Raw genomic sequence first — 25,179 nt, forward strand, 5'->3', positions numbered from 1 at the left:
TTCGGGGCCGCGGGCCGTGCGGCCTGTCCTTGCCGGGTCTGCCGGACCCGGTGTCTCCCCGGAGGCGGGGCGTCTTACGACAGGATGCGGATACCGTCCGGGACGCCGGTGACGCGCGGCAGCCGCGGGTTGACCCGTAGCGTCGTCAGGTTGGGGAAGGCGGCGAGCCATCCCATGGGTACGCCGAGGTCGTAGGCCAGCCACAGGTGGGTGAGCTGCTCGTGGACGAGCTCCTCCAGCAGTTCGTCCGGGGTCAGGGGGCCGACGATCTGGACGCGGGACCGGCCGCCCAGCTTCCGCAGCGCGGCCAGCTCGAACCGGTCGGAGACCGGGAAGTACAGCCCCTCCGGATCGAGGTGCCCGATGACTTCCTCGGCGTACCGGTCGGTGTCGAAGTTGCGCCACCCGCGCGCCAGCTCGGCCCGCAGCTCCAGGGAGGCCCGGTTGCGCAGCTGGGCCAGGTAGTGGACGGCGGCGTCGTCGTTGATCCGGGTGACGGTGACGGCCAGCCGGTGCGCCTCCCGGTCCGAGACGTGCGTCGGGTCCGGCAGCATCTCCAGCACGATCGGCCCGACCCACCCCAGGCTGCGGGCGGCCTCCACCGTGGTGGGCCGCACCATGTTGCGGGTCTCGCGCCGGATCCGGGCGTGCGTCTCCGGGTCGAGCTCGGTGACGTGTTCGAGGCAGGCGGCGGCCAGCAGCCGGCGCCGGTTGCGCTGCATCCCCTTGCGGCCGGGCGCCAGGAGACCGCCCAGCAGCCGTGCGCACTCGGCGGGGCGGGCGTGGGCGACGGACATGCGGATGACCTCCTCCCACTCGGCCTCGTGGGCGTGCGCGAGCAGCATGTCGAAGGCGCCCTGTTCCACGGCCTCCTTCGCGGCGAGGTAGTCCTGCACGGTGCGGTGGACGAACTCGATCGACCGGTCGGCCTGTTCGCGCAGCAGGCCGGTACGGAGCAGCAGGTGGTGGAAGATGTCCTCGGGGGCGCCCTGGCCCGTGGTGGAGGGGATGGCCGGCAGCTGCCGGGATATCTCCGCGAGGGCCTCGTCCATGCTCAGTTCGGCGCGCCGGTCCACCAGCATCCGGAAGGCGAGCTTGCGCAGCAGCCGCTCGCGGGCGCCGCGCCGCAGTTTCACGGCGTCGGCGTACAGCACCCGCCGCTCCGGGTCGCGGCGCTGGAGGAGCATCTCCATGGCCGCCTCGTACAACTCCTTGCGGCCGTGCGGGAGGGAGCCGGAGCGGTCGCGGTTGAGCGCGCAGATCAGTCCGCACATCAGCGGATTGGTGGCCAGTCCGCGCAGTTCGCGGTAGAGGGGGATGGAGGCCAGCAGCCGGTCGCGGTACTCGGCGAGCTGCTGGTGGTCCTTGCCCTCGTCGTCGGCGGCGGCCGTGTGCCAGGCGGTGATGAAGGTGGCGACCTGATCCCGGCTCATCGGGGCGAGGGCCAGTTCGTCGAAGCCCTCGTCCGCCAGCCAGTTGGGCTCCACGGCCGAGGGGCGCGCGGTGACCAGGCAGAAGTTGCCGGAGTAGATCCGCATGAGGCTGCGCAGCCCGTCGCGCAGCCCGGCTCGTTCGGTCTCGGGCGCCTCGTCGATGCCGTCGACCAGCAGCAGTCCCCGCTCCTCGGTCAGGACGCGGGCGGCCCAGCCGTCGGGTGCCTCGTCGGCCAGGGGGTGGCGGACGGCACGCAGGAAGTCCTCGGGCGAGGGGAAGCCCTCCTGGGCGAACCGGCGCACCGGCAGGACGAGGGGGATGCGGCCGCGCAGCGATGCCAGCTCGGGCGGCAGCGCGTCGCGGGCCGTGGCGACGGCCAGCCACTGGACGAGTGTCGTCTTGCCGGAGCCCGCGACACCGCGCAGCAGGACGCGTTCGTGGCCGCCCAGCGCCCGGTCGGCGGGCAGCACGGGTTCGCCGCTGTCCCCGGCGTCCAGGCCCTCCCGCCGCTGCGGGCTGTCGAACTCCGCGCTGAGGCTGAGGTAGGTGGCGTCCAGCGACCAGTTGTCGGGGGTGTTGGGGTTGGGCAGGTCGATGCCGTAGATGGTGACCCGGTCGTACTCCTCGGCGACCGAGCGCGCGTAGCGGGCCTCGAACTCGGCGTCGGCTGCCGACGGTTCGGGGCGGCCGCGTACGGCCTCGACGTCATTGAGGTCGATCAACTGGCGTATCCGGTGGGCGCGTTCGGGCATGTGCTCGGCCAGGACGGGGGAGCGGCGGATCAGGTGGTGCAGCAGGTGCAGGCAGACGGTGACCAGCAGCCGGTCGTGGAACCAGGCCGCGTCCGGGCTCAGTTGCCGGTCCGCTCCCGGCACCGCCGAGCGCAGCCGCCGCGCGTAGTCCTGCGGTCCCAGGCGTACGGCCTGGACGTCCGTGGTGTCCAGCTCACCGATGATCCACAGCGTACGGGAGAGCACGGAGGCGACCGGTTCCTCGTCCCGGGGAGGGAGCCGGTGGGCCGGCGCCGTCAGGTTCACCAGCTCCTGGGCGAGCGACAGCAAGGACTCGTAACTCAGCGGCGGCGCCTCCCCGCGGAAGGACACCAGCCGGGCCAGCAGCTCCCCTTCGGCCTGCGCCTTGTCGGGCGTGGCCTCCACGGGGAGCAGCAACTGGCTGACGAGCGGGTCGGCGACGGCGGAGGCGAGCCGGACGGCAGGGTCCATGGATGAGGGCTCCCGGCGGGGGCGGAGACTGGTCGGTCCAGCGGTCCGTACCAGCCTAGGCCGCACGTGGCCTGCTGGTCACCCTGCGTTCGCGCCACGGGGGCGGGGGAGAACGGTCACATCCAGGTGCGGGGGGAGGCGCGTGGTGTCCACGGGGCGTCCGGGTCGGATGATGTTGAGGACGCGGAGGTGGGGCCAGGCGGCGAGAGAGGCGGTGTCGACGTCCGACGGCCCGTCCAGGGTCAGGTGCTGCAGGGACGGGAAGTCGTCAGGGCGGGGGAGCCAACCGTCGGCGGCCAACAGGCCGGTGAGCCGGGGCAGCGGGGCGGGCGGGCGTTGCGAGACCCCCAGCAGCCCCGCGCCCAGCGACAGGAAGCGCAGCGCGGGATGGTGGCCAAGCACGTCCCACGCCTCGGCGGCCAGCGGTGTGTCCCTGCGCGGACCGAGGAACAGGCTGCGCAGGTGAGGGTAGGCCGCCACCCCGGACAGGGTGAGCACCTCGTGGGGCAGCCTCAGCGTCTCCAGACGCTCCGCCTGCGGGAGCCCGCCCCAACCGAGCCAGGGGACACCGCGCATGAACTGCAAAGCCGTCAGGTGCGTGAGGGCGCCCAGGGTCCGCAGCTCGGGCACCTCCTCCAGATCCAGCGACCGCAGCGGCAGCTCCTCCAGTGCGGAGAGATCCTCCAGGCGCGGGCAGTCGAAGAAGTGCATCTCCTCGACGCGGCGCAACTCCCGCAGGAAACCCACCTCGCGCAGCCCGGGATTGCGGGCGATGCCCAGCAGCTCGACCTTGTCCGCGGGGACCGCGGCCAGGATCTCGTCCGGGGTGAAGTCGCCGTTGAGCCGCACGCGTGCACTGCCGCCCAGCGCGCTCCAGCGGGCGAGTTCCTCGCGGGACCGTACGGTGATCAGAGCGTTCGGGGCGTCGACCAGCCAACTGATGATCTCGTCGGCGTAGGCGTCGGTGTCGAACCGGTCCCAATGGTCACCGAGTTGCCACAGCACGGCCGATTCCGTCCGGGTGCGGAACGCGGCCAGCGTGGCGAGGGCCGCGTCCGTGCCGAGCTGCGCCACCGTGTGGGCGACGGCCTGCGCCTCTTCCTCCTCCAGTGCCTCGGGCCCCGGCAGCAGCTCCAGCACCACCGGCCCCACGGCGGCCAGTTCCTCGGCCTCGTCGGTGCTCCGCGGCGGAATCAGCTCCCTCGCGCGTGACTCCACCTTTTCGCGCACCGCGGGGTCCAGCTTGGTGGCGTGTTCCAGACACGCCGTCGCCAGCAGATGCAGCCTGGTGCGGGCCTCGGGCTCCGCGTCGCCCCGCTCCACGAGCCCCCGCAGCAGACGGGCCCGCTCCTCGGGGCGGGCATGGGCGACGGCCATGCGCACCACGTCCTCCCACTGGTCGAGGTGGGCGTGGCGCACCAGGACGCCGAAGTCGCGCTCCTCGACGGCGGCCCGGGCGCCCAAGTAGTCCTGGAAGGTGCGGTGCACGAAGTCGACGGCGCCCTGCGCGGGCTCGCGCAGCAGCCCTGAGCGCACCAGCAGGAAGCGGAAGAGCTCCGCGGCCGAGCCCTGCCCGGCCGCATACGGCATCGAGGGCAGCACCCGTTCGATCATCTCGACCGCGTCGTCCTGCGCCAGCTCCACGCGGCCGTTGCGGATCAGCCAGTAGGCGAGCTTCTGCAACAGCTCGATCTGGGACTCCTCGTCGAGCTCGACCGCCCCCTCGTGGACGTACATGGCGCGCTCCCGGTCGCGCCGCTCCAGCAGCATGGACAGCGCCGCGTCGTAGAGGGCCTTGCGCCCACGCGGCAGGAAGCCGCGCCGTTCCCGGTGCAGTGCGCAGATCAGTCCGCACATCAGCGGGTTGGTCGCCAGGCGGGCCAGCGCCGCCGTGCTCCGTACGGCTGTCCGCAACGAGGCGGCCAGGTCCGCCCCGGCCTGTGCCGCCGTGTGCCAGCGGTCGATGAAGACGTCGATGTCCGCCGGACGCATGGGGGAGAGGGTCAGCTCGGTGAAGTTCTCGCGGCCCAGCCACTCCTCCCGCACGGCGGAGGGGCGGGAGGTGACCAGCACGAGGTTGTCGGGGTAGGCCGTCGTCAGCTCGCGCAGCCAGTCCCGGGTGCGCTCCCGCTCCGCCTCCGGCACCTCGTCGATGCCGTCGACCAGGAGCACGCCGCGCCCGGCCGCCAGCACGCGCTCCGGCCAGCCGGCGGGCTGCGCCCCGGCCAGGGGACAACCCACGGCCGTGAGGAAGCCGGAGGGCAGCGGCAGCACGCCGCCCGCGCGCGTCAGGGTGCGCAGGGGCAGCACGAAAGGGACGCGCCCCATCAGGTGGACGAGCTGCCCGGTCAGCTCCGACTGGCGAGCTGTCATGACGGCGAGCCACTGCACCAGGGTGGTCTTGCCGGAACCGGCGAGACCGCGCAGCAGCACCCGCTGCTGCCCCGCCAGGGCCTGTTCGACGGGCTGCGGGTCCGCCCAGGCGGCAGCGGAGGTCCCCGCGGCGCCCGTGGCGTCCCCGGGGAGGGGGGAGCCGGTGCGTCCCGCCGGCGCGGCCTCCAGGCTCAGGTACGCCGTCTCCAGCGGCCATTCGCCGCCGAACTCCGCACGGGGATCACCGGCCTGTTGCAGGTCGATGCCGTGGATCGTCAGTGTGCGGTGCCTGTTGGCGATGTAGCGGGCGTACTGCTGCTCGAACGCGGCGTCCTGCGCCGACTGCGAGGGGAGCCGGGCGACGAGGACGTCCACGAGCCTGACCAGATCGCCGAGGCGGCGGCTCTGGTCCACCAGGGTGCGCGCGACGAAGGGTGAACGCTGCGTGAAGAAGTGCAGGATGTGCAGACAGGCGGCCTCCAGGACCCGGTGGTAGAGCGCGTCCTCGCCGGGCGTGGCGTCCAGGTGCGGGTCGGTCAGGGAGGCCTGCGCGTGCAGGGCGCGGGCGAAGTCGGTGTGCCCCAGGCTGACGGCCTCCACATCGCTGAGCGTGATGTCGCCCAGCGCGTGCAGTGTGCGGCACAGCCGCGCCGCCGCCCGCTCCGCCTCACCCTCGGAGGGCGCGTCGTGCGGGCCGGCGTCCCGCAGAGCCCGCCGCACCAGCTCCTCGGCGAGCCCGGCCAGGTCGCGTTCCCGCAGGGCGCGCTTCTCGCCGGTGAAGGAGACGAGGCCGGAGACGCGGACGGGCCGCTCCACCAGTCCGGCACCGGGCCCCTCCGCCACGAACAGTCGTTTGACGAGCGGCCCCATCACGCTGGAGGCGATCCGCAGCCCCACCACCCCGGCATCCATCCCCTGCCCGCCCTCCCCGGTGCTCAACTCCCCGTCGTACGGGGCTGTACACGGGGAGCAAGGGTAGGGGGCGGGTCTCCGCGCGTCGACGAGACCCGGACGAGCGCTGTTCGGCGGGCGGCGATCCGTCCAGGTGAGCGGGGCCGTATGAGGGGGGCCACAGGGGATGGGCCGAGCCCGTGAAGTGGGGCACAGGCCGTCTGCGGCCTACGACGGCCGATAGGAGGCTTCGGCGGCCCGTGCGAGCGGAGGTGCGGGCGTGGGACGGGGCTTCCGCGAGCCGGTGTGGCGGGGGCGCCTCGTGCGCCTACGGACCTGTTTAGTAATAAGGGTCCTTGATGTCCGTTTTCAGGCGGGTTACCAAGGGGGCGCGTCCGGCACGGGCGCACACCATGAACCCCTCACGGAGGTAGCACTCGCATGGCGAAGTTCAGGACCACCAACCGCGCCGCGGCTCTCTCGGCGTCCCTCGTCGCCGGGCTCGGCGCGTCGATGGCCCTGGGGGCCGGTACCGCGCTCGCGGCGGCCGGGAAGGCCGACGCGGCACAGGACCGGAACGACATCTTCGCGATCGGTACGGCGAACGAGCTCGCCAAGTCCACCCACGCCCAGGCCGAGGCGCACCGCAAGGCCGCCGCGGCGGCGAAGAAGGCCGAGCACCGCGCCGCCGAGGCCAAGAAGCGCGCCGCCCACAAGGCCGCACGCGACGCCAAGCGCCTGCAGCTGTCGTGGGTCAAGCCGGTCTCCGGCGCGTACGAACTGAGCGCCACGTTCGGCAAGGCCGGCGGCCGCTGGGCCCACAACCACTCGGGCCAGGACTTCGCGGTGAACATCGGCACGCCGGTCAAGGCCGTGCACAAGGGCACCGTCGTCAAGGCCGGGCCGAACGGCGCGGGCGACGGCCCGGCGTACGGCAACGCCATCGTGGTCCGGCACGCGAACGGCACGTACTCGCAGTACGCCCACCTGTCCCGGATCGACGTCGAGCCGGGACAGCAGCTCAAGACCGGCCAGACCATAGCCAGGTCCGGAAACACGGGTAACTCCTCCGGGCCGCACCTGCACTTCGAGATCCGCAACGGTCCCGACTACGGCACGGCCGTCGACCCCGTCAAGGCCATGCACGGGCTGGGTGTCGACTTCTGACGTCTGCCCCGCCCACCGCACCGCGAGGCCCCGGCGCACCCCCGCGCCGGGGCCTTCGGCGTGCCTGGCGGCACCCCGGCACGGGCGTGCTCGTCGGACAGGCGCGGGCGGCCGGTACGGGTGCGCTCGGTGAGGCGGCGCGCGTGCGCGCGGGAACCTGGGAAGCCATGAGGGTCTGCCGCGACGCTGGCTGGGCGGCGCGCGTGCGCGCGGGAACCTGGCGGGCGTGCCCGGCGGGTGTCAGGCGTCGGCGCCGTGGTGGGCGGCGGCAACCAGCTCCTGCGCCACCTCCAGGGCGGCCTGGCGCTTCTCCTCCGTCCCGGCGTTCGACTGCTCCAGCGTGAAGAGGGTCGAGTGCATGGTGAACAAGGCAGCCGAGCAGCGCACCTGGTCGCTGAGGGCCGCGTCCTCGTCCTTCATGAAGCCCAGCAGTGCGAAGATCCGTTCCTTCATCTGGTCACCGATGGACAGCTCGCGCAGCGCCGCCTGGTTCTCGTGCATGAACCGCACGAGCGGGGTGGCATTGCTGATGCACACGTTGTAGCGGCGGAGGATCTCCAGCTTCGTCTCCAGCGTGGTCGGCCGGTGGGCCTGCGCCCAGGCGATCACCTCGTCGGCCGGGCCGAGCACCAGGTCCTCGAAGAGGCTGGTGACCAGATCCTCCTTCGTCTTGAAGTGGTAGTACAGGGCCGCCTTGGTGACGCCGAGCTGTTCGGCGATCTCTCTGAGCGAGGTCTTCTCGTAACCGTGCTCAGCGAACAGCTCCAGGGCGACGTCCTGGATGCGCTGACGGGTGTTTCCCCTGCTCATACCGACCCCTTCAAAACTTACTTGACGCCCGGCTAGCACTCACCTAGCTTGTCCATGGTACTGAACTAGCCGGGCGGCAAGTAAGGCGCGGGCAAAGAGGAGTGGGCCGCAGATGACTGCGAACGGGGCAACGAAACCGGCGTACCAGGACAGAGGGGGTGCTACGGGCGAGGTTGAACACAGCACGGGTCAAGAAGAGGCCAAGGCCCCGGAAGACCTCGTGCCGACGGAGCCCGCAGCCGCGGTGCCCCCGAGGGAAGGGCCCGCGACGGCGGAGTCGGGTCCTAAGCCGCGCAGCGTCCGGGTCGTTCTCTTCTCGCTGATGATCGCCGTGCTGCTGGCGATGCTGGACAACATGATCGTCGGCACCGCCATGCCCACCATCGTCGGTGAGCTGGGCGGCCTCGAACACCTCTCCTGGGTCGTGACCGCCTACACCCTCACCACCGCCGCCTCCACCCCGCTGTGGGGCAAGCTCGGCGACATGTACGGACGCAAGGGTGTCTTCCTCACCTCGATCGTCCTCTTCCTCGCCGGTTCGGTCACCTCCGGTGCCGCCCAGTCCATGAGCCAGCTCATCGGCTTCCGCGCCCTCCAGGGCCTCGGCGCCGGCGGTCTGATGGTCGGCGCCATGGCGATCATGGCGGACCTCGTCCCGCCCCGCGAGCGCGGCAAGTACATGGGCATGATGGCCGGCGTGATGTCGCTGGCCATGATCGGCGGACCGCTCGTCGGCGGCACCCTCACCGACCACCTCGGCTGGCGCTGGGCCTTCTACATCAACCTGCCGCTGGGTGCCGTCGCGCTCGCCATGGTCACCACCGTCCTGCACCTGCCCAAGAAGCGCGCCCGGGGCCGGATCGACTACGCGGGGGCCGCGCTGCTGACGATCGGCATCACCTCCGCCGTGCTCGTCACCAGCTGGGGCGGCACGGAGTACGACTGGGGCTCGGGCACCATCCTGGGACTCTCCGCGCTGGCGGTGGCCACGCTGGTGGCGTTCCCCTTCGTCGAGCGCGCAGTCGCCGAACCGATCCTGCCGCTGGGCGTCTTCCGCAGCGGCAACTTCTCGCTGGTGACCCTCATCGGCTTCCTGCTCGGCTTCGTGATGTTCGGCTCCATGACGTTCCTGCCGCTCTTCCAGCAGAGCGTCCAGGGCGCCTCGGCCACCAACTCCGGGTTGCTGCTCCTGCCCGTGCTGCTGCCGATGATGGTCGTCTCCGTCGTCACCGGGCGGGCCACCACCAAGACCGGCAAGTACCGCGCCTACCCGATCATCGGCGGCGCCCTCATCCCGGTCGGCCTCTTCCTCCTCGCGCAGATGGAGGTCGGCACCAGCCGCGTCACCTCCGGCCTCTACATGGCCGTGCTCGGCGCCGGCATGGGCTTCCTGATGCAGCTGACGATGCTCATCGCGCAGAACAGCGTGGAGCTCAAGGACATGGGCGTCGCCTCGTCCACGACCACCCTCTTCCGCACCATCGGCGGCTCCTTCGGTGTCGCCCTGATGGGTACGGTCTTCGCCCGCCAGGTGGAGGACTCCATGCGGGACGCCGCGTCCGCGGGCGGCGGCCCGGCCGGGGGAGCCGCGGCCAAGCTCACCGAGGGCGGTGCCCAGCTCGACGCCGACTCGCTGGCGAAGCTGCCGGACGCGGTCCGCACGGCGTACGAGCACGCCGTCGCGGACGGTACCCACACGGTCTTCCTGTTGTCCGCGGCCATCGCGCTCCTCGCCTTCGCCGCCGCCTGGTTCATCAAGGAGGTCCCCCTCAAGGACGCGGCCGCCCAGCAGCCGCCGGAGTAGGAGGACGCGGCGGGCGGAGCGGACTTCGCCCCGGGCCGGTCGGGCCCCCACGGGTGCGACTCCGGCACCACGGACCGCCTCCCGCGTCCCGCACCCGGCGACGGTGCCGTCCGCCCGGACAGCTCACGGCACAACGGAGGAGCCCGGTGGTCACCGTCACGACGACGACCACCGGGCTCCTCCTTGTCCGCCCCCCGCTCCACGGGGTTCCGCTCCGCCTCGCAGGACGGAAGCGCCGGTCCGCGTTCCGCGAGCCGCATCCGGTCGGCTCCCGGGTTGCGGGGCTGGCCGGACGGGGCCGCCCGGTTGCGGGGCCGTCCGGTTGCGGGGCCGTCCGGTTGTGGGGTCGTCCGGTTGTGGGGGGCGAGCGGGGGCGGGGGCCGTCCGGTCGCGGGGCCGTCCGGTTGTGGGGGCGAGCGGGGGCGGGGGCCGCAAAGCTGCGCTCTGCTGCCGGTCGGTCCCCGGATTGCAGGGCCGCCCGGGCGCGGGGGCAAACAGGTTGCGGGGTCGTCCGGTTGTGGGGGCGAGCGGGGGCGGGGGCCGCAAAGCTGCGCTCTGCTGCCGGTCGGTCCCCGGATTGCGGGGCCGTCCGGTCGCGGGGGTCGTCCGGTTGCGGGGGCCGCCCGGACGCGGGGCCGTCCGGACGGCTCCGCCCGGGCGCGGAGGGGAGCGGAGGTGGGACCGCTGGGCTGCGGTCCGTTGCCGGTCGGGTCGGCCCCCCGGGGTCGCGGGGACGCCTGGGCAGGACTGCCCGGACGGGACCGCCCCGGCGGTGGTCCGACCGAATGCGGGCCGACCGTACGCGGGGCGGCCTGGACGTGAGGCCGCCCGGCCCGGGGACCGTCCGGCCGGGGGGACCGTCCGGACGGCGGGGGCGTTGCGCCGCGGGGCGCGGGGTGCGGGCTCTCAGGTCAGCGGCAGGCGGTACCGCTTGCCGTCCAGCGGCTCGACCAGCCCGTCCGCGACCAGTGCGTCCAGGGCCCGCGCGCGCTGGACGGGCTCGTGCCACACCCGGTCGAGATCGGACTGCGGCACCGGTTCCTTGGCGGCGCGCAGCACCGCGAGGAGCCGGCCGCGCACCTGGCGGTCGGTGCCGGCGTAGGCCTGGGTGCGCCGGGCAGGCCCCTGGTGTTCGGGGGCGCCCGCCAGTTGCCATGCGCACCGGCTGGCGATGGGGCACCGCGAGCACTGCGGAGCGCGCGCCGTGCACACCAGCGCCCCCAGCTCCATGGTCGCCGCGGCCCAGCGGGAGGCCGTCGTGTCGTCCTCGGGCAACAGCGCCCGGGCGAGCTTGCGTTCGGCGGCGGTGGTCGCGTTGGGCGGGTACTGCCGTCCGCTGACGGCGCGGGCGAAGACGCGTCGCACGTTCGTGTCGAGCACGGAGTGCCGCTTGCCGTACGCGAAGGAGACGACGGCGGCAGCCGTGTACTCGCCGACGCCGGGCAGCGCCAGCAACTGGGCGTGCTCGACGGGCACCTCGCCGCCGTGCCGTTCCGCTATGGCCTTGGCGGCCCCGTGCAGCCGCAGGGCGCGCCGCGGGTAGCCGAGGCGGCCCCAGGCGCGGACGGCCTCGCCGGGCGCCTCGGCGGCCAGGTCGGCGGGGCGCGGCCAGCGCTTCATCCACTCCTCGTACACCGGCAGCACCCGGCTCACGGGGGTCTGCTGGAGCATGAACTCGCTGACCATGACGCCCCACGCGCCCGCCTCCGGGCGGCGCCAGGGGAGGTCGCGGGCGTGTGTGGCGAACCAGTCGACGACGGGGGCATGGAGGGCGCGCGCCGTCTCGCGCAGGGCGGGGTCGACGGCTTCGGATTCCGCGGCGCGCGCTGGCGGGGCGCCGGCCGAAGCGGCTTGGGAGGTCTCGGTGGTCGCAGTCATGGCACGACCGATCCTGGCACGGCGCTCCTCATCCGAAAAACGCACACGCGGTACGAAAGCCTGTCCGCCACGTACACCACGTACGCCACCTATCCGGAGCGAACCGAACGAGGAGTGGCAAACACCCGCAAATCCCGCGGGTGTCGGGCAGCTCATCACAACAATCGGCGGTCCGAGCGGCGGGTGCGGGCCTGTGGGGCGGCTGATGTCTCGTAAGGTTTCCGCGTGGGATCTCTGCGCAATCCGATCGGGCCGCTTCCCTCCTCCATCTACTGGCGACGGAGGGCAGTTGTCGCTGCCGTCCTCGCGCTGCTGGTCCTGATCGTCGTCTGGGCAGTGACCTCGCTCGGCGGCGACGGCGGCAGCGGCAACGAGGGCAGGAACGGCGGCAACGGGCACGGCCCCGCCAGCACGATCACCCCCGGCCCCACCGACTCGGGCCCCGCCATCAGCGACCGCCCCGGCGGGCGGGACGAGGAGAACGGCGGCTCGGACGGCTCCGGAGGATCGGCCGGGACCGGCGGTTCCGACGCCGACGAGCAGTCGACCGCGGGCGGCACCGGCTGGGGCGCGGGGGACGCGGACGCGGCGAACGGTGGTACCGGATCGGGCGGTTCGGGCGCGGGCACCGGCTCGGGCGGCGCCGGCGGTGGCGGAGCGGCGGGCGTTCCGGCCCCGCCGGACCTGGCCGACTGCCGTGCGGGCGACGTCAAGCTGAAGTTGCGCAGTGTCGCCAAGACGTACGCCCCGGGGAAGCACCCCCGGTTCGAACTGAAGGTCACCAACGAGCGCGGCAGCGCCTGCAAGATCGATCTCGGCAGGACGGCCACCGTCGTGACGATCACCAACCCCGACGACGCCAAGTTCTGGGCCTCGGACGACTGCCCGCCCACCAAGAAGCCGCTGCTGCGCAAGGTGCCGGGCGACGGCTCCTCGACGCACACCCTCACCTGGCTCCGCAAGGCCAGCGCCGCCAACTGCGGCACCCCCACGTTCGACAGTCCCAAGTCCGGCACCTACGAGATCGAGGTGAAGGTCAAGGGGCTCAAGGCGGTGCGGACGACCTTCAAGCTGGCGAAGTAGCCGGGGAGCGAGCCGGTCGCAGGCCGGCGGCCGGGCCGGTGGGCGGCCTGCGACCGGGCCACCTGTCAGTGGGGACGCCGGGGCCCCGTACGGTCCGTGGCGGGGCGCGCGGACCTCACACGTACCGTTCGAGGATCGAGGACTCCGCCAGCCGTGAGAGGCCCTCGCGGACCGAGCGGGCGCGCGCCTCGCCGACCCCGTCCACCGCCTGGAGGTCGTCGACGCTGGCCGCCAGCAGCTTCTGCAGCCCGCCGAAGTGGTCCACCAGCCGGTCGATGACGGTGCCCGGCAGCCGGGGCACCTTCGCCAGCAGCCGGAAACCGCGCGGCGAGACGGCCGAGTCCAGCGTCTCGGGGGCGCCGCTGTAGCCCAGCGCCCGTGCCACGGTGGCCAGTTCGAGCAGCTCGGTGTGGGTGAGCCGGTCCAGGTCGCTCAGCGCGTCGGGCACGGCACGCACGCGCCGTCCGGCGCCCACGGTCTGCGGCGCGTAGTCGCGGACCACCAGCTCGCGCTCGGGTTCCACGCCCGCGATCAGCTCGTCGAGTTGGAGGGAGAGCAGCCGCCCGTCGGTGCCCAGCTCCACCACGTACTGCTCGATCTCCGTGGCGATGCGGCGCACCATCTCCAGCCGCTGCGCCACCGCCGTCACGTCGCGGACCGTCACCAGGTCCTCGATCTCCAGCGCCGACAGGGTGCCGGCCACCTCGTCCAGGCGCAGCTTGTAGCGCTCCAGCGTGGCCAGCGCCTGGTTGGCGCGGGAGAGGATCGCCGCCGAGTCCTCCAGCACCCGGCGCTGCCCGTCGACGTAGAGGGCGATCAGCCGCATCGACTGGCTGACGGAGATGACGGGGTACCCCGTCTGGATGGAGACGCGCTGGGCGGTGCGGTGCCGGGTGCCGGTCTCCTCCGTCTCGATGGACGCGTCCGGGACGAGCTGCACACCCGCGCGGACGATCTTGGTGATGTCCTGGTCGATGACGAGCGCGCCGTCCAGCTTGCACAGCTCGCGCAGCCGGGTCGCGGTGAAGTCGACGTCGAGCACGAAACCGCCCGTGCACAGCTCCTCGACGTTCTTGTCCATGCCGAGGAGGATGAGCCCGCCGGTGTTGCCGCGCAGGACGCGCTCCAAGCCGTCGCGCAGCGCCGTACCCGGCGCGACCGCGCTCAGCGAGGCGCGCATCAGGCCGGATGCCCCCTCGGCCCTGCCCAGGGCCGCGGCCCGGTCGTTGGCTGCCACTGCACTCCTTCGGTCGTGCGGGTGCCTGTCGGCATTTCCTCGACCACCGGATCGCCGGACCACCGCACCGGGGCAGGCTCTTGGCGGACCCCTGCCGGTCCCCTCGTCGCGGCGGTGCCGCGCGGCCCCCGCGGTGCGCATGGTTGGTCGAGACCGGGGCAAAGTCTACCGGCGCACCGGCGAGGACCCTCGCGGCGCATGGGCGAGGGCCGTCCCGGCGCACCGGCAACGGCCTCCCGGCGCGTGGCCCCGGCACGCGGGCGACGACCCGGCGGCGCACCGGCGACGCTCCTTGCGACACGCCGGAGCGCCCTCCGCCTGCACGGAAAGGCTGCACGGAGGGGCCGCGCACGGAGGGCCCGCGCGATCCCTCAGCCCGCGTCGGCGCCCTTGCGTGCGGGGCGGGCCGGCAGGACGCGCAGGGCCTCACCGATGTCGGCCACCTCCAGCACCCGCATCCCGTCGGGCACCCGGCCGGGGTCGCCGGGCACCAGCGCGTGCGTGAACCCCAGCCGGGCGGCCTCCGACAGCCGCCGCTGGACACCCGTCACCCGGCGGACCTCGCCCGCCAGACCGACCTCGCCGACCGCCACCAGGTTCTTCGGCAGCGGGGTGTCACCGGCGGCGCTGGCCAGGGCGAGGGCCACAGCCAGGTCCGCCGCGGGTTCGGAGAGCTTCACCCCGCCGACCGTCGCGCTGTAGATGTCCCGCTTGCCCAGCGCGTTGATCCGGCCCCGCTGCTCCAGCACGGCCAGCATCATCGACACCCGCGAGTTCTCCAGCCCGGAGGTGGTGCGGCGCGGGGAGGGGATCTGGGTGTCGACGGTCAGCGCCTGCACCTCCGCCACCAGGGGGCGGCGCCCCTCCAGCGTCACCGTCAGACAGGTGCCCGGCACCGGTTCGTCGCGGCGGGTCAGGAACAGCCCCGAGGGGTCGGCCAGCCCCGTGATGCCCTCGTCGTGCAGCTCGAAGCAGCCCACCTCGTCCGTCGTCCCGTACCGGTTCTTGACCCCGCGCACCAGGCGCAGCCGCGCGTGCCGGTCCCCCTCGAAGTGCAGGACGACGTCCACCAGGTGCTCCAGCAGGCGCGGGCCGGCGATGGCGCCGTCCTTGGTGACGTGCCCCACCAGCAGCGTGGACATCCCGCGCTCCTTGGAGGCGCGGATCAGCGCGCCCGCCACCTCCCGCACCTGCGCGACGCCGCCGGGTGCGCCGTCGATCTCCGGCGAGGCGACCGTCTGCACCGAGTCCAGCACCAGCAGCGAGGGCTTGACCTCGTCCAGGTGGCCCAGCACCGCCGACAGGTCCGTCTCGGCGGTCAGGTACAGGTGATCGCTGAGGGCGCCGATGCGGTCCGCGCGCAGCCGCACCTGGCCCGCGGACTCCTCGCCCGTGACGTAGAGCGTGCGGTGTGCCTCGTCGGCCGCCTTCGCCGCCACGTCCAGCAGCAGCGTGGACTTGCCGACGCCCGGCTCACCCGCCAGCAGCACCACGGCGCCGGGCACCAGACCGCCGCCCAGCACCCGGTCCAGCTCGGGGACGCCGGTGTCGCGTGCGGTCGCCTGCCGGCCGTCGACCTGGCCGATGGGTACCGCCGGTGCCGACACCCGCCCGGGCGCGGTCGTGCGGACCGCCGGGGCCCCGCCGGCCTCCTCGACGGTGCCCCAGGCGTGGCACTCGGGGCACCGGCCCAGCCACTTGGCCGTCTGCCAACCGCACTCGGTGCAGCGGTAGGTGGGTCGGTCCTTCGCGGAGGTTTTACGGGTGGCCATGACGGTCACCGTACCGACGGCCACCGACAGCGGTCCGTGCGCACCGGTGCACCGCCGGGCGTGGAAGGGACGGATGCGGGGCAGGGTGACGGGCAGGACGAAGGGGCGGGAGGCGACTGGCGCGGTTGTGGACCGGCGGGTCGTGCGCGGTCGGCCGCCCCTGCTCTGTGCGCCCCCTGTGCACCCTTTGTGGCGTTGTTGTCGCGAAACCCCCTTTGGGCGTTCTCTTTTGAGGGGAAGGCTCACCCGAAGGTAGTAATCCCTCGCCGGCGGCTCCAGCAAAGCGCCATCATCCGCCTACCGTCGCTGGGTGAAGACGAGCAGGCGCGAGCACCCCAGGAACACCACCGGCGCACCGCCAGCGCATCGGGTGGGTACGACGACGCACCGCCACGCCCGCGACACCGCCGCGCGGTGCCCTGATCCGCGGTACGACGACGCGTGTCTGGACGGCCTGTTCACCTACTGCCTGTCCGTGCTGTGCGAGCACGACGCCGCTCTCGCCGCGCTGGGCGAGACCCTCGCCCTCGCGGACCGTCAGCGCGCCCGCGGCCGGGCCCCCGAGGACGAGTGCACCCACCGTGCCTGGCTCTACGCCCTCGCCCGGTGGGCCTCCTCGCGCCGACTCACCGACCGTGAGGCCGCGGCCTGCCAGGACGCCCTCGTCCGCGGTGAGGGTGCCCTCCCCCGGGACCGGCAACAGGGCGGCGCGGCGGCCGACTCGGCTACCGAGGTCGGCGGGGCCGTCCACGCCGTCGAGGCCGTCGGGCCTGCAAAGGACGGCAGGGGCGGGGGAACGGGCAAAGACGCGGACGCCGGCAGGGGCGCGGACGCCCGCCCCGCCGGGACGGGCGGGGGTGTCGGGCACGGCGGGGCGGGCGAGGCCCGGCTGGTTGTTGTGCGGGCCGAGGAGGCCGGGGGGAAGGCGGCCGAGGGCGGCGGACGGTCCGGGTACGTGCCGGCCTCACCCGTCGGCACCGGCACCGGGCTGCTGGACGACGCGACGCGGGCCCGGCGCCGTCAGGACCTCGCCGCGCTGGCCTGGCCGGAGGCCGCCGGGACGTCGCCCGCGCAGCGTGAGGCGCTGGAGCTGTCCGTGCGCCACCGCCTCTCCCCGGCCGAGATCGCGGCGATCACCTCGACGAGCACGGCCGCCACCGAGGACCTGCTGATGAACGCCGCCTGCGAGGTGGAACGCACCCGGGCCGCGCTCCGCGTCGTGGAATCCGGCGGCTGTGCGGCCGTCGCACGGCTCGCCGGGGACGACCGGCTCCTGATGGGCACCACGCTCCGCCGCGAACTCCTCCGGCACGTGGACGAGTGCCCCCAGTGCCGCCGCGCCGCCGAGCGCGCCATGGCCGGGGTCTCCTGGCCGGGCACCGCACCGGCCTCAGCGGAGCTCGCGCTGGTCGCCGCGCCGCGCCCCGCGGTGCACGCGGCGGTCGAGCTGGCCCGGCGCGCACGGGCCCAGCGCACCCCGCGCTTCGACCGCGGCGGGTTCCCCGTCCGCGAGCGGGACGACGCCGCACGGCGCAGCCGGCTGCGGGGGCGGGCGCTGGCCTCGACGGTCGTCGCCGCGGTGCTGGCGGGCCCCGCGCTGGCGGTCTGGGTCGCGTACCGGGGGGCACCGGTCACGGGCGAGCCGCAGGCGGACCGCTCCGCCGCCGCCTCCGACGAGCCCGACCGGACGGGCGACCCCGCCGGCCGGCACGCGGCCCCCCGCGAGCACCGCCGGCCCGAGGCGGGGCCGGGCGGCAGCCTGTTCACGGACCCGTTCGGCGCCCGGACAAAGGGGGCACAGGCGGGCGGCGCCCGGCACGCCCGGAAGGGCGGCGTTCCCGCCCCGGCCGACCCGGGTGCGGCTGCCGGGGGCCGCTCCTCCGCGAGCCGCCCCGCATCGTCGGCGCCGGAGGCCGCCGCGCGGCCGGCGTCGTCGGAGCCCGGATCGCCGCCGTCACCGGACCGGCCCGGAACGGCGATGGCTCCGGCCTCCCCCGCCTCCCCCACCGCCACATCGACACCGACGCCCACCCCTACGCCCACTCCCACCGCGACGGGCGGCCCGGCCCCGTCGCGGACGCCCGCACCGGCCGGTACGGCGCGGTGAGGCCCCGGTCACCGGCCCGTTCCGCCGGGCGGGCCGGTGACCGGTCGATCCCCCGACGCCGCGACCGCGCCAAACCGCGGCGCGGGCCCGCGAGGTGGGGCCGCGCTACGTGGGGTGCGGTCCCGCAACACCGGACGCGGTCCTGCCACCTCGGGGCGCAGAGGGTCCCCGCCCCGGGTGCGCGGCGTCGGAGCGGGTGTCAGGTGTTCCCGGTGGTGGTCCCGGAGGACGCGTGGCGGGCCTCGGTGGCGGGGTGCGGGGCCAGCAGGGGAAGCTCGCTCGCCAGCCGCTGCTCGCACAGCTCGGCCAGCTTGTCGTAGCCGGCCTTGCCCATCAGCTCGGTCAGCTCGGCGCGGTAGGAGAGGTAGACGGGCCGTCCTGCGCCGTGCGCGGACGGTGCCGATGTGCACCACCAGTGCAGGTCGTGCCCGCCGCCGCCCCAACCCCGGCGGTCGTACTCGCCGATGGAGACGTAGAGCACCTCTTCGCCGTCCGGCAGCTCCACCCACTCGTAGGTGCGACGGATCGGTACCTGCCAGCAGACGTCCGGCTTGGTCTCCAGCGGTTCGCGGTCCTCCCGCAAAGCCAGCAGGTGCAGAGCGCAGCCCGCGCCGGCCGCGAAACCGGTGCGGTTGTGGAAGATGCAGGCGCCCTCCCAGCGCCGCGTCTGGCGCTCGCCCTCCTCGTTGACCTCGGTCCAGCCGAGGGGGCCGGTGCCGACGTCGTGGTGCTGCCACATCTCGGGAGTGAGGCGTGCCACGTGCTCGGCGACGCGCTCTTCGTCCTCCTCGTCGGAGAAGTGGGCGCCCAGGGTGCAGCACCCGGCGGCCGCGGAGCCCTCGGTGATGCCCTGGCAGCCGTTGCCGAACAGGCAGTTCCAGCGGGAGGTCAGCCACGTCAGGTCGCAGCGGAAGACCTGTTCGTCGTCGGCGGGGTCGGGGAACTCCACCCAGGCGCGCGGGAAGTCGAGCCCGACCTCCTCGTCGCGGGCCGCGCCCCGCCGGGGGGCCTCGTCCGCCGCGTCCTGCGCCCCGCGTACGCCGCCCTGCTTCTGCTGCTTCGCCGCTTTCGTCGTACCCACACGACCAGCGTACGGGGCGTGGGGCGTTCCTCCCGTACGCCGCTCCCCGGCGCAGGCGGCCGGTGAGCGGCTAGCGTGCTGGTATGCGACTCGGTGTTCTCGACGTGGGTTCGAACACGGTCCACCTGCTGGTGGTGGACGCGCACCCCGGTGCCCGCCCGCTGCCCGCGTACTCGCACAAGGCGACGCTCAGACTCGCCGAGCTGCTGGAGGCGGACGGGTCCCTCAGTGAGGAGGGCGTGCAGCGGATGACCGCCACCGTCGCCGAGGCGGTCGAGGTGTCCGAGGACAAGGGCGTCGAGGCGCTGCTGCCGTTCGCGACGTCCGCCGTACGCGAGGCCGCCAACGCGGAACAGGTGCTCGACCGCGTCGCGGAGGAGACCGGCATCAAGCTGGAGGTGCTCTCGGGCGCCGACGAGGCCCGGTTGACGTTCCTCGCCGTGCGGCGCTGGTTCGGCTGGTCGGCCGGGCGGCTGCTGGTGCTGGACATCGGCGGGGGCTCCCTGGAGGTCGCCTACGGGCTGGACGAGGTCCCCGACACGGCCGTGTCGCTGCCGCTGGGCGCCGGGCGGCTCACCGCGGACCGGCTGCCCGGCGATCCGCCCGACCCCGCGGACGTGCGGGCGCTGCGGCGGCACGTGCGTGCGGAGATCGCCCGCACGGTGGGGGACTTCAACCGGTTCTGCCCGCCCGATCACGTGGTGGCCACCTCCAAGACGTTCAAGCAGCTCGCCCGGGTGGCGGGCGCGCCCCGCAGCGCGGAGGGGCAGTCCGCACGGCGGGTGCTGAGCCGCTCGGCGCTGGAGGAGCGGGTGCCCGAGCTCGCGGCGATGCCCGCGGCGAAGCGGGCCGCGCTGCCCGGCGTCTCGGAGGGCCGCGCCCGCCAGCTTCTGGCCGGCGCGCTGGTGGCCGAGGCCGCCATGGACCTCTTCCGCGTCGACGAGCTGGAGATCTGCCCCTGGGCGCTGCGCGAGGGCGTCATCCTGCGCCGCCTCGACCACCTGCCCGCGGCGTAGGCGGGCGGGCAGGTGGTCGAGGCGGCCCGGGGCGAGCGGGCGGGCGCGCGAGGGGGCACTCCGTCGCGGAGGGCGGAGCGCGCTTAGGGTGGCCGGGTGGGCATCGAAAGCGTGCGGGTTCCCCAGGCGAAGGTCGCCCTGTCGACCGCGTCGGTGTACCCGGAGTCGACGGCGGCGGCGTTCGAGATCGCCGCACGCCTCGGCTACGACGGCGTCGAGGTCATGGTCTGGACGGATCCGGTCAGCCAGGACGTGGAGGCGCTGCGTCGGCTGTCGGACTTCCACGGGGTTCCCATCCTGGCCGTGCACGCCCCGTGTCTGCTGATCACGCAGCGGGTGTGGGCGAAGGATCCCTGGGAGAAGCTGGTGCGGGCGCGGACGGCCGCCGAGACGCTGGGCGCCTCGACCGTCGTCGTGCACCCGCCGTTCCGCTGGCAGCGCTCCTACGCCCGCGAGTTCGAGCGCGGTGTGTGGCGGATGGCCGACGAGACCGACGTCCGGTTCGCGGTGGAGAACATGTACCCGTGGCGTTACCGCGACCGCGAGATGCTGGCCTACGCCCCCGACTGGGACCCGACGCAGAACGACTACCGGCACTTCACGATCGACCTGTCGCACACGGCCACCGCGCGCAACGACACGCTCGCGATGGTGGAGCGGATGGGAGACCGGCTGGGCCACGTCCACATCGCCGACGGGAACGGCTCCGCCAAGGACGAGCACCTGGTGCCGGGGCGCGGCTCGCAGCCGTGTGCCGAGGTGCTGGAGCGGCTGGCGGCGCGCGGGTTCGACGGGCACGTCGTCGTGGAGGTCAACACCCGGCGTGCCATGTCCGCCGCCGAGCGTGAGGAGGACCTGGCCGAGGCGCTGGCCTACACCCGGCTGCACCTGGCCGCCCCCACCGCGGACGGGGCGCCGGGCTCCGCCGCGGGTCCGGCAGGCGGTCCGGGCGCGGTCCGGCCCGGCGCAGGCCCCGTCCCGGGACCGGGTCCCACGGCGGGCCCCACCACCGGTGGCGGGAGTCCCGCCGGGCGGTGCCGGGGGGAGGGGTGAGCGCACCGGCGGGCGGGGGCGGGTCCCAGGACGCGTCGCCGCCCCGCAGGAGGGGCCGCCCGGCGCGGGGCAGCGGCGAGGAGGGGCCCGGCGCGCGGGAGCGCATCCTGGCGTCGGCGCGGGGCGAGTTCGCCGAGCGCGGGTACGACAGGGCGTCGGTGCGGGCGATCGCCCGCGGAGCGGGTGTGGACGCGGCGCTGGTGCACCACTACTTCGGCACCAAGGAGCAGGTGTTCGCCGCCGCCGTGGAGGGCGCGTTCGCGCCGGCGCTGGCGGTTCCCGACCTCGTCGAGGCGGCGGGAGCGCAGCGGGTGGGCGAGGTGGTCGCCCGTGCGTTCATGGGTGTCTGGGAGGAGACGGCCACCCGGGAGCCGGTGCTGGCCATCGTCCGCTCGGCCGTCAACAACGAACGGGCGGCGGCCGTCTTCCGGGGGCTGGTGTCCCGTGCGCTGGTCGCGCGGGTGGCGGCGGTGCTGGAGCTTCCGGACGCGGAGCTGCGGACGAATCTGGCGGCGGCGCAGCTCGTGGGGGCGGCGGTGCTGCGGTACGTGATCAAGCTGGAGCCGCTGGCATCCGAGCCGGTGGAGGCGGTGATCGAGCGGCTGGCGCCGATCGTGCAGCAGCACCTGACGGGTCCGGCCGGAAGCGGCCGTTCCGTCCAGGATCCGGACTCCCTGTCCGGATCTTGAGCCCACGGGCGTACCCTCGGACGTTCCAGGAGCTTTCACGAGCCATCCGAGTCGAGCCAACCGCATCACGCCGCAGCGTTTGCGCGGCCGCACGTGCTTTCAAGGGAGAGGCAGCCATGCCCGAGCTGAGGTCCCGCACCGTCACCCACGGACGCAACATGGCGGGGGCGCGCGCCCTCATGCAGGCGTCCGGCGTAGCGCGCGAGGACTTCGGCAAGCCCATCGTGGCGGTGGCCAACAGCTTCACCGAGTTCGTGCCGGGCCACACCCATCTGCAGCCGGTCGGCCGCATCGTCAGCGAGGCGGTCAAGGCGGCGGGCGGCATCCCGCGCGAGTTCAACTCCATCGCGGTGGACGACGGCATCGCCATGGGCCACGGCGGCATGCTCTACTCGCTGCCGTCCCGCGACCTGATCGCCGACTCGGTCGAGTACATGGTCGAGGCGCACTGCGCGGACGCGCTGATCTGCATCTCCAACTGCGACAAGATCACGCCGGGGATGCTGATGGCCGCGATGCGGCTGAACGTCCCCACGGTCTTCGTCTCCGGCGGCCCCATGGAGGCCGGCCGCGCCACGCTGGTCAACGGCACCGTCCGCAAGCTGGACCTGATCGACGCGATGTCGGAGGCCGCCAACGACAAGGTCTCCGACGCGGACGTCCTCCGCATCGAGGAGAACGCCTGTCCGACCTGCGGCTCCTGTTCCGGCATGTTCACCGCGAACTCGATGAACTGCCTCACCGAGGCCCTCGGCCTGGCGCTGCCCGGCAACGGCTCCACCCTGGCCACCCACACGGCCCGCAAGGAGCTGTACGAGACGGCGGGCCGCACGGTCGTCGACATCGCCCGGCGGTACTACGACCAGGACGACGCGACCGTGCTGCCGCGCAGCGTCGGCTCCCGTGCCGCGTTCGAGAACGCCATGGCCCTCGACATCGCCATGGGCGGCTCCACCAACACGATCCTGCACCTGCTGGCGGCGGCCCAGGAGGCCGAGCTGGACTTCACGATGCACGACATCGACCAGCTCTCCCGCAAGCTGCCCTGCCTGGCCAAGGTCGCCCCGAACGTCGCCCCCGGCGGCACGTACTACATGGAGGACGTGCACCGCGCCGGCGGCATCCCCGCCATCCTCGGCGAGCTGTACCGGGGCGGCCTGCTCAACGAGGACGTGCACACCGTGCACGCCGACTCGCTGGCCGAATGGCTCAAGACCTGGGACATCCGCGGCGGCTCCCCGTCCACGGAGGCCGTCGAGCTCTTCCACGCCGCGCCCGGCTGCGTGCGCTCCGCCGAGGCGTTCTCGCAGTCCGAGCGGTGGGAGTCGCTGGAGGTCGACGCGGCCGGCGGCTGCATCCGCGACGTCGAGCACGCCTACTCCGCGGAGGGCGGCCTGGCGGTGCTCTACGGCAACCTGGCGGAGAACGGCTGCGTGGTGAAGACGGCGGGCGTCGACGAGTCGATCCTGACCTTCACCGGTCCTGCTGTGGTCTGCGAGTCGCAGGAGGACGCCGTTCAGAAGATCCTCGACAAGACGGTCAAGGAGGGCGACGTCGTCGTCATCCGCTTCGAGGGCCCCAAGGGCGGCCCGGGCATGCAGGAGATGCTCTACCCGACCTCGTTCCTCAAGGGCCGCGGCCTGGGCAAGGCCTGCGCGCTGATCACCGACGGCCGGTTCTCCGGCGGTACGTCGGGCCTGTCGATCGGCCACATCTCCCCGGAGGCGGCCGGCGGCGGCGCCATCGCGCTGGTGGAGGACGGCGACACCGTCGTCATCGACATCCCGAACCGCGCGCTGCGGCTCGACGTGCCACAGGAGACACTGGCTGCCCGCCGCGAGGCCCTGGGCGGCCGCTACGCCCCCGCGGGCCGCGAGCGCAAGGTCTCCACCGCACTGCGCGCCTACGCCGCGATGGCCACCAGCGCCGACCGGGGCGCCGTGCGGGACGTGACCTTGCTGGAGCGCTGAGCGCACCGCAGCGACTGCGCTGCACCGACCGGGCCGGGCCCTCGCGGGGCCCGGCCCGGCGTCGTCTCGGGGTCGCGCGATAATCGAACCGTGCCCGACAGCTCGAAGAAGACCCCCGAGAACAGCGTGCCGGCCGCTCACGGGCCGGCACCCGAACCGCTCCGCTTCTACGGCACCACCTGGCTCGACCACTCCGGCGGCTATCTGCTGCGCCGGGTCGGCCTCGGGCTGGGCGCGGTACTGGCGGCGGTCGCCGGCGCGTTCGTGCTGCGCTTCGCCTACCAGGGCGTCGTGGTGGCCGACATCGGCAGCTGGGCGAGCATCCTGCTGGTCGTCGCGTTCGCCGCGTGCAGCGCCATGGCGTTCGCCCGCGCCCTGACCTCCTGGACCCGCCGCCCGAACGAGCGGGACGCGGCAGCCGAGTCCTCGATGCACAGCATCAGGATCATCGGCTTCATCGGTGTGCTGCTGGCCTACGCGCTGCGCAGCTGCGTGGAGGCGCCCGGCGAGCGGCTGCACCGGCGCGAGTACGAGGAGGCGCTGGCCCGCCACGAGCGGCAGCGGAGGTCGCGCACGGGCAACCCGGCGGCGGGCCGCAAGAAGAAGCGCAGGCGCTGACCGGCCGCCGGTCACCGCCGCCGGTCACGGCAACCGGTCACCGCGGGAGGGTCCTCGGGGCCCTCCCGCAGTCGTGTCAGGGGGAACCCTGACTCGTCCCGGACAAGAGCTCGTCCCTCTCGACACCTCACAGTGTCACGTGTCAGCTTTTCCTTACACCCCACGGAGAGGGGTCGCGGTGAGCGCGATCGAGACCCCGACAGGAGACGAACTGCTGCGCGTCCTCGCAGCGTTGGGCAACCCGCACCGGATGCGGATCGTCGCGGCGCTCGCCGAGGGCCGCAACTACGTCAGCAGGCTCGCCCGCGAGATCGGTATGAGCCGCCCGCTGTTGCACATGCACCTCCAGCGGCTGGAGGCCGCCGGTCTGGTGGTCGGGTCGCTGGAGCTGTCCGACAGCGGCAAGGCCATGAAGTACTTCGAGGTGTCCCCGTTCGCCTACGCGCTGACCCCGCAGGTCGTCGCCGAGGCGGCCCGGACCCTCACCGACCGGTCCCCGGACGAGCCGCAGCCGACGGAGCCCGCGCCGGACGCGCAGCAGCAGGACGAGAAGGAGAGAGCGACGTGAACGAGTACCTCACGACCGCGGCGCCACCGACCGATCCGGCCGGTGTGTGGGCGGCGGCGCTGGGCACCGCAGGGGTCTTCGTCCTGCTGATCGTCGTCGTCTGGCAGCTCGCCGCCACCTGGCGGGCCCGGATGCTGGCGGCCCGCGAGCACCAGTACAAGCAGTTGTCCCTCAAGTACGCGCAGCTTCTGGAGGACAACGTCGAACTGCACCGGCGCAGCGTCGAGGAACTGACGCAGGCACGGCAGTCGATCGCCTCCATGGAGAAGATGATGCGCGAGGTCGAGTGAACGAGAGCGCATGACACGTACGGGTACGAGTAGGCGTGCGCGTACGAACGGCGCGTGACGGCGGAGGCGTCGTCACCGCCCCTGGCACCACCGGCGCTCGTACGGCCGGGAGCGG

18 protein-coding genes are annotated in these 25,179 nt (G+C 73.7%); 11 read left to right on the forward strand and 7 right to left on the reverse strand.

Going from position 1 to position 25,179, the window contains the following annotated elements:
* Window positions 1-74: 74 nt before the first annotated feature.
* Both H297_RS0122055 and H297_RS0122060 read right to left on the reverse strand, forming a co-directional pair.
* Window positions 75-2,657 (reverse strand): NACHT N-terminal Helical domain 1-containing protein, encoded by a 2,583-nt coding sequence (locus H297_RS0122055; RefSeq protein WP_027738827.1) that lies wholly within the window; start codon window positions 2,655-2,657, stop codon window positions 75-77.
* A 78-nt stretch (window positions 2,658-2,735) separates the two neighbouring features.
* Entirely contained in the window at window positions 2,736-5,969 is a 3,234-nt protein-coding gene (locus H297_RS0122060; protein WP_486589619.1) for an NACHT domain-containing protein, read from the reverse strand.
* Window positions 5,970-6,362: 393 nt separating this feature from the next.
* On the opposite strand from H297_RS0122060, the gene H297_RS0122065 reads away from it, so the two are divergent.
* Complete coding sequence (locus tag H297_RS0122065; RefSeq protein ID WP_027738829.1) at window positions 6,363-7,088, forward strand: M23 family metallopeptidase; 726 nt, start codon at window positions 6,363-6,365, stop codon at window positions 7,086-7,088.
* A 240-nt stretch (window positions 7,089-7,328) separates the two neighbouring features.
* On the opposite strand, the gene H297_RS0122070 is transcribed toward H297_RS0122065, so the two are convergent.
* The gene (locus H297_RS0122070; RefSeq protein ID WP_027738830.1) at window positions 7,329-7,898 is read right to left on the reverse strand and encodes a TetR/AcrR family transcriptional regulator; all 570 of its coding nucleotides are present in this window, start codon (window positions 7,896-7,898) and stop codon (window positions 7,329-7,331) included.
* 112 nt (window positions 7,899-8,010) lie between these two features.
* Between H297_RS0122070 and H297_RS0122075 the strand changes: the two genes are divergently transcribed.
* Complete coding sequence (locus tag H297_RS0122075; protein WP_027738831.1) at window positions 8,011-9,702, forward strand: MDR family MFS transporter; 1,692 nt, start codon at window positions 8,011-8,013, stop codon at window positions 9,700-9,702.
* 906 nt (window positions 9,703-10,608) lie between these two features.
* Here the strand turns inward: H297_RS0122075 and H297_RS0122080 are convergent.
* A complete protein-coding gene (locus H297_RS0122080) occupies window positions 10,609-11,580 on the reverse strand; it encodes an A/G-specific adenine glycosylase (RefSeq protein ID WP_027738832.1) in 972 nt (323 codons plus the stop codon).
* 225 nt (window positions 11,581-11,805) lie between these two features.
* Here H297_RS0122080 and H297_RS0122085 point away from each other — a divergent pair, with 225 nt between their 5' ends.
* Window positions 11,806-12,663, forward strand: a complete 858-nt coding sequence (locus tag H297_RS0122085; protein ID WP_027738833.1) for a hypothetical protein — start codon at window positions 11,806-11,808, stop codon at window positions 12,661-12,663.
* Between the two features lie 115 nt (window positions 12,664-12,778).
* On the opposite strand, the gene disA is transcribed toward H297_RS0122085, so the two are convergent.
* Window positions 12,779-13,900 (reverse strand): DNA integrity scanning diadenylate cyclase DisA, encoded by a 1,122-nt coding sequence (disA, locus tag H297_RS0122090; RefSeq protein WP_027738834.1) that lies wholly within the window; start codon window positions 13,898-13,900, stop codon window positions 12,779-12,781.
* A 371-nt stretch (window positions 13,901-14,271) separates the two neighbouring features.
* A complete protein-coding gene (gene radA / locus H297_RS0122095; RefSeq protein WP_027738835.1) occupies window positions 14,272-15,672 on the reverse strand; it encodes a DNA repair protein RadA in 1,401 nt (466 codons plus the stop codon).
* Window positions 15,673-15,982: 310 nt separating this feature from the next.
* Here radA and H297_RS37795 point away from each other — a divergent pair, with 310 nt between their 5' ends.
* On the forward strand, window positions 15,983-17,779 hold the full coding sequence (locus H297_RS37795) for a hypothetical protein (RefSeq protein ID WP_486589620.1): 1,797 nt from the start codon (window positions 15,983-15,985) through the stop codon (window positions 17,777-17,779).
* A gap of 199 nt (window positions 17,780-17,978) precedes the next feature.
* Here H297_RS37795 and H297_RS0122105 read toward each other — a convergent pair whose 3' ends face one another.
* Complete coding sequence (locus H297_RS0122105; RefSeq protein WP_027738836.1) at window positions 17,979-18,860, reverse strand: DUF3109 family protein; 882 nt, start codon at window positions 18,858-18,860, stop codon at window positions 17,979-17,981.
* Window positions 18,861-18,943: 83 nt separating this feature from the next.
* Here H297_RS0122105 and H297_RS0122110 point away from each other — a divergent pair, with 83 nt between their 5' ends.
* The 7 genes from H297_RS0122110 (at window position 18,944) to H297_RS0122140 (ending at window position 25,064) form a co-directional block, all read left to right on the forward strand.
* Window positions 18,944-19,876 carry a Ppx/GppA phosphatase family protein gene (locus H297_RS0122110; protein ID WP_027738837.1) on the forward strand — a complete coding sequence of 311 codons (933 nt, stop codon included), beginning with the start codon at window positions 18,944-18,946 and terminating at the stop codon, window positions 19,874-19,876.
* Window positions 19,877-19,987: 111 nt separating this feature from the next.
* Entirely contained in the window at window positions 19,988-20,929 is a 942-nt protein-coding gene (locus H297_RS37800) for a sugar phosphate isomerase/epimerase family protein (RefSeq protein ID WP_064744859.1), read from the forward strand.
* Window positions 20,926-21,618 (forward strand): TetR/AcrR family transcriptional regulator, encoded by a 693-nt coding sequence (locus H297_RS37805; RefSeq protein ID WP_037795101.1) that lies wholly within the window; start codon window positions 20,926-20,928, stop codon window positions 21,616-21,618. The genes H297_RS37800 and H297_RS37805 overlap by 4 nt, the downstream gene beginning before the upstream one ends.
* A 116-nt stretch (window positions 21,619-21,734) precedes the next feature.
* On the forward strand, window positions 21,735-23,588 hold the full coding sequence (gene ilvD / locus H297_RS0122125; RefSeq protein WP_027738838.1) for a dihydroxy-acid dehydratase: 1,854 nt from the start codon (window positions 21,735-21,737) through the stop codon (window positions 23,586-23,588).
* 90 nt (window positions 23,589-23,678) lie between these two features.
* Window positions 23,679-24,206: a hypothetical protein gene (locus H297_RS0122130; RefSeq protein WP_027738839.1), complete on the forward strand. Its 528-nt coding sequence runs from the start codon at window positions 23,679-23,681 to the stop codon at window positions 24,204-24,206.
* Between the two features lie 178 nt (window positions 24,207-24,384).
* Window positions 24,385-24,774 (forward strand): winged helix-turn-helix domain-containing protein, encoded by a 390-nt coding sequence (locus tag H297_RS37810; RefSeq protein ID WP_051352075.1) that lies wholly within the window; start codon window positions 24,385-24,387, stop codon window positions 24,772-24,774.
* Window positions 24,771-25,064 carry a hypothetical protein gene (locus tag H297_RS0122140; RefSeq protein ID WP_027738840.1) on the forward strand — a complete coding sequence of 98 codons (294 nt, stop codon included), beginning with the start codon at window positions 24,771-24,773 and terminating at the stop codon, window positions 25,062-25,064. The genes H297_RS37810 and H297_RS0122140 overlap by 4 nt, the downstream gene beginning before the upstream one ends.
* The last annotated feature ends 115 nt before the right edge of the window (window positions 25,065-25,179 follow it).

Source organism: Streptomyces sp. CNT360 (assembly GCF_000424785.1).

Coding starts and splice junctions, on each gene's coding strand:
- H297_RS0122075 (WP_027738831.1), top strand. CDS start 8,011: ATGACTGCGAACGGGGCAACGAAACCGGCGTACCAGGACAGAGGGGGT.
- radA (WP_027738835.1), bottom strand. CDS start 15,672: ATGGCCACCCGTAAAACCTCCGCGAAGGACCGACCCACCTACCGCTGC.
- H297_RS0122080 (WP_027738832.1), bottom strand. CDS start 11,580: ATGACTGCGACCACCGAGACCTCCCAAGCCGCTTCGGCCGGCGCCCCG.
- H297_RS0122055 (WP_027738827.1), bottom strand. CDS start 2,657: ATGGACCCTGCCGTCCGGCTCGCCTCCGCCGTCGCCGACCCGCTCGTC.
- H297_RS0122065 (WP_027738829.1), top strand. CDS start 6,363: ATGGCGAAGTTCAGGACCACCAACCGCGCCGCGGCTCTCTCGGCGTCC.
- H297_RS0122110 (WP_027738837.1), top strand. CDS start 18,944: ATGCGACTCGGTGTTCTCGACGTGGGTTCGAACACGGTCCACCTGCTG.
- H297_RS0122070 (WP_027738830.1), bottom strand. CDS start 7,898: ATGAGCAGGGGAAACACCCGTCAGCGCATCCAGGACGTCGCCCTGGAG.
- ilvD (WP_027738838.1), top strand. CDS start 21,735: ATGCCCGAGCTGAGGTCCCGCACCGTCACCCACGGACGCAACATGGCG.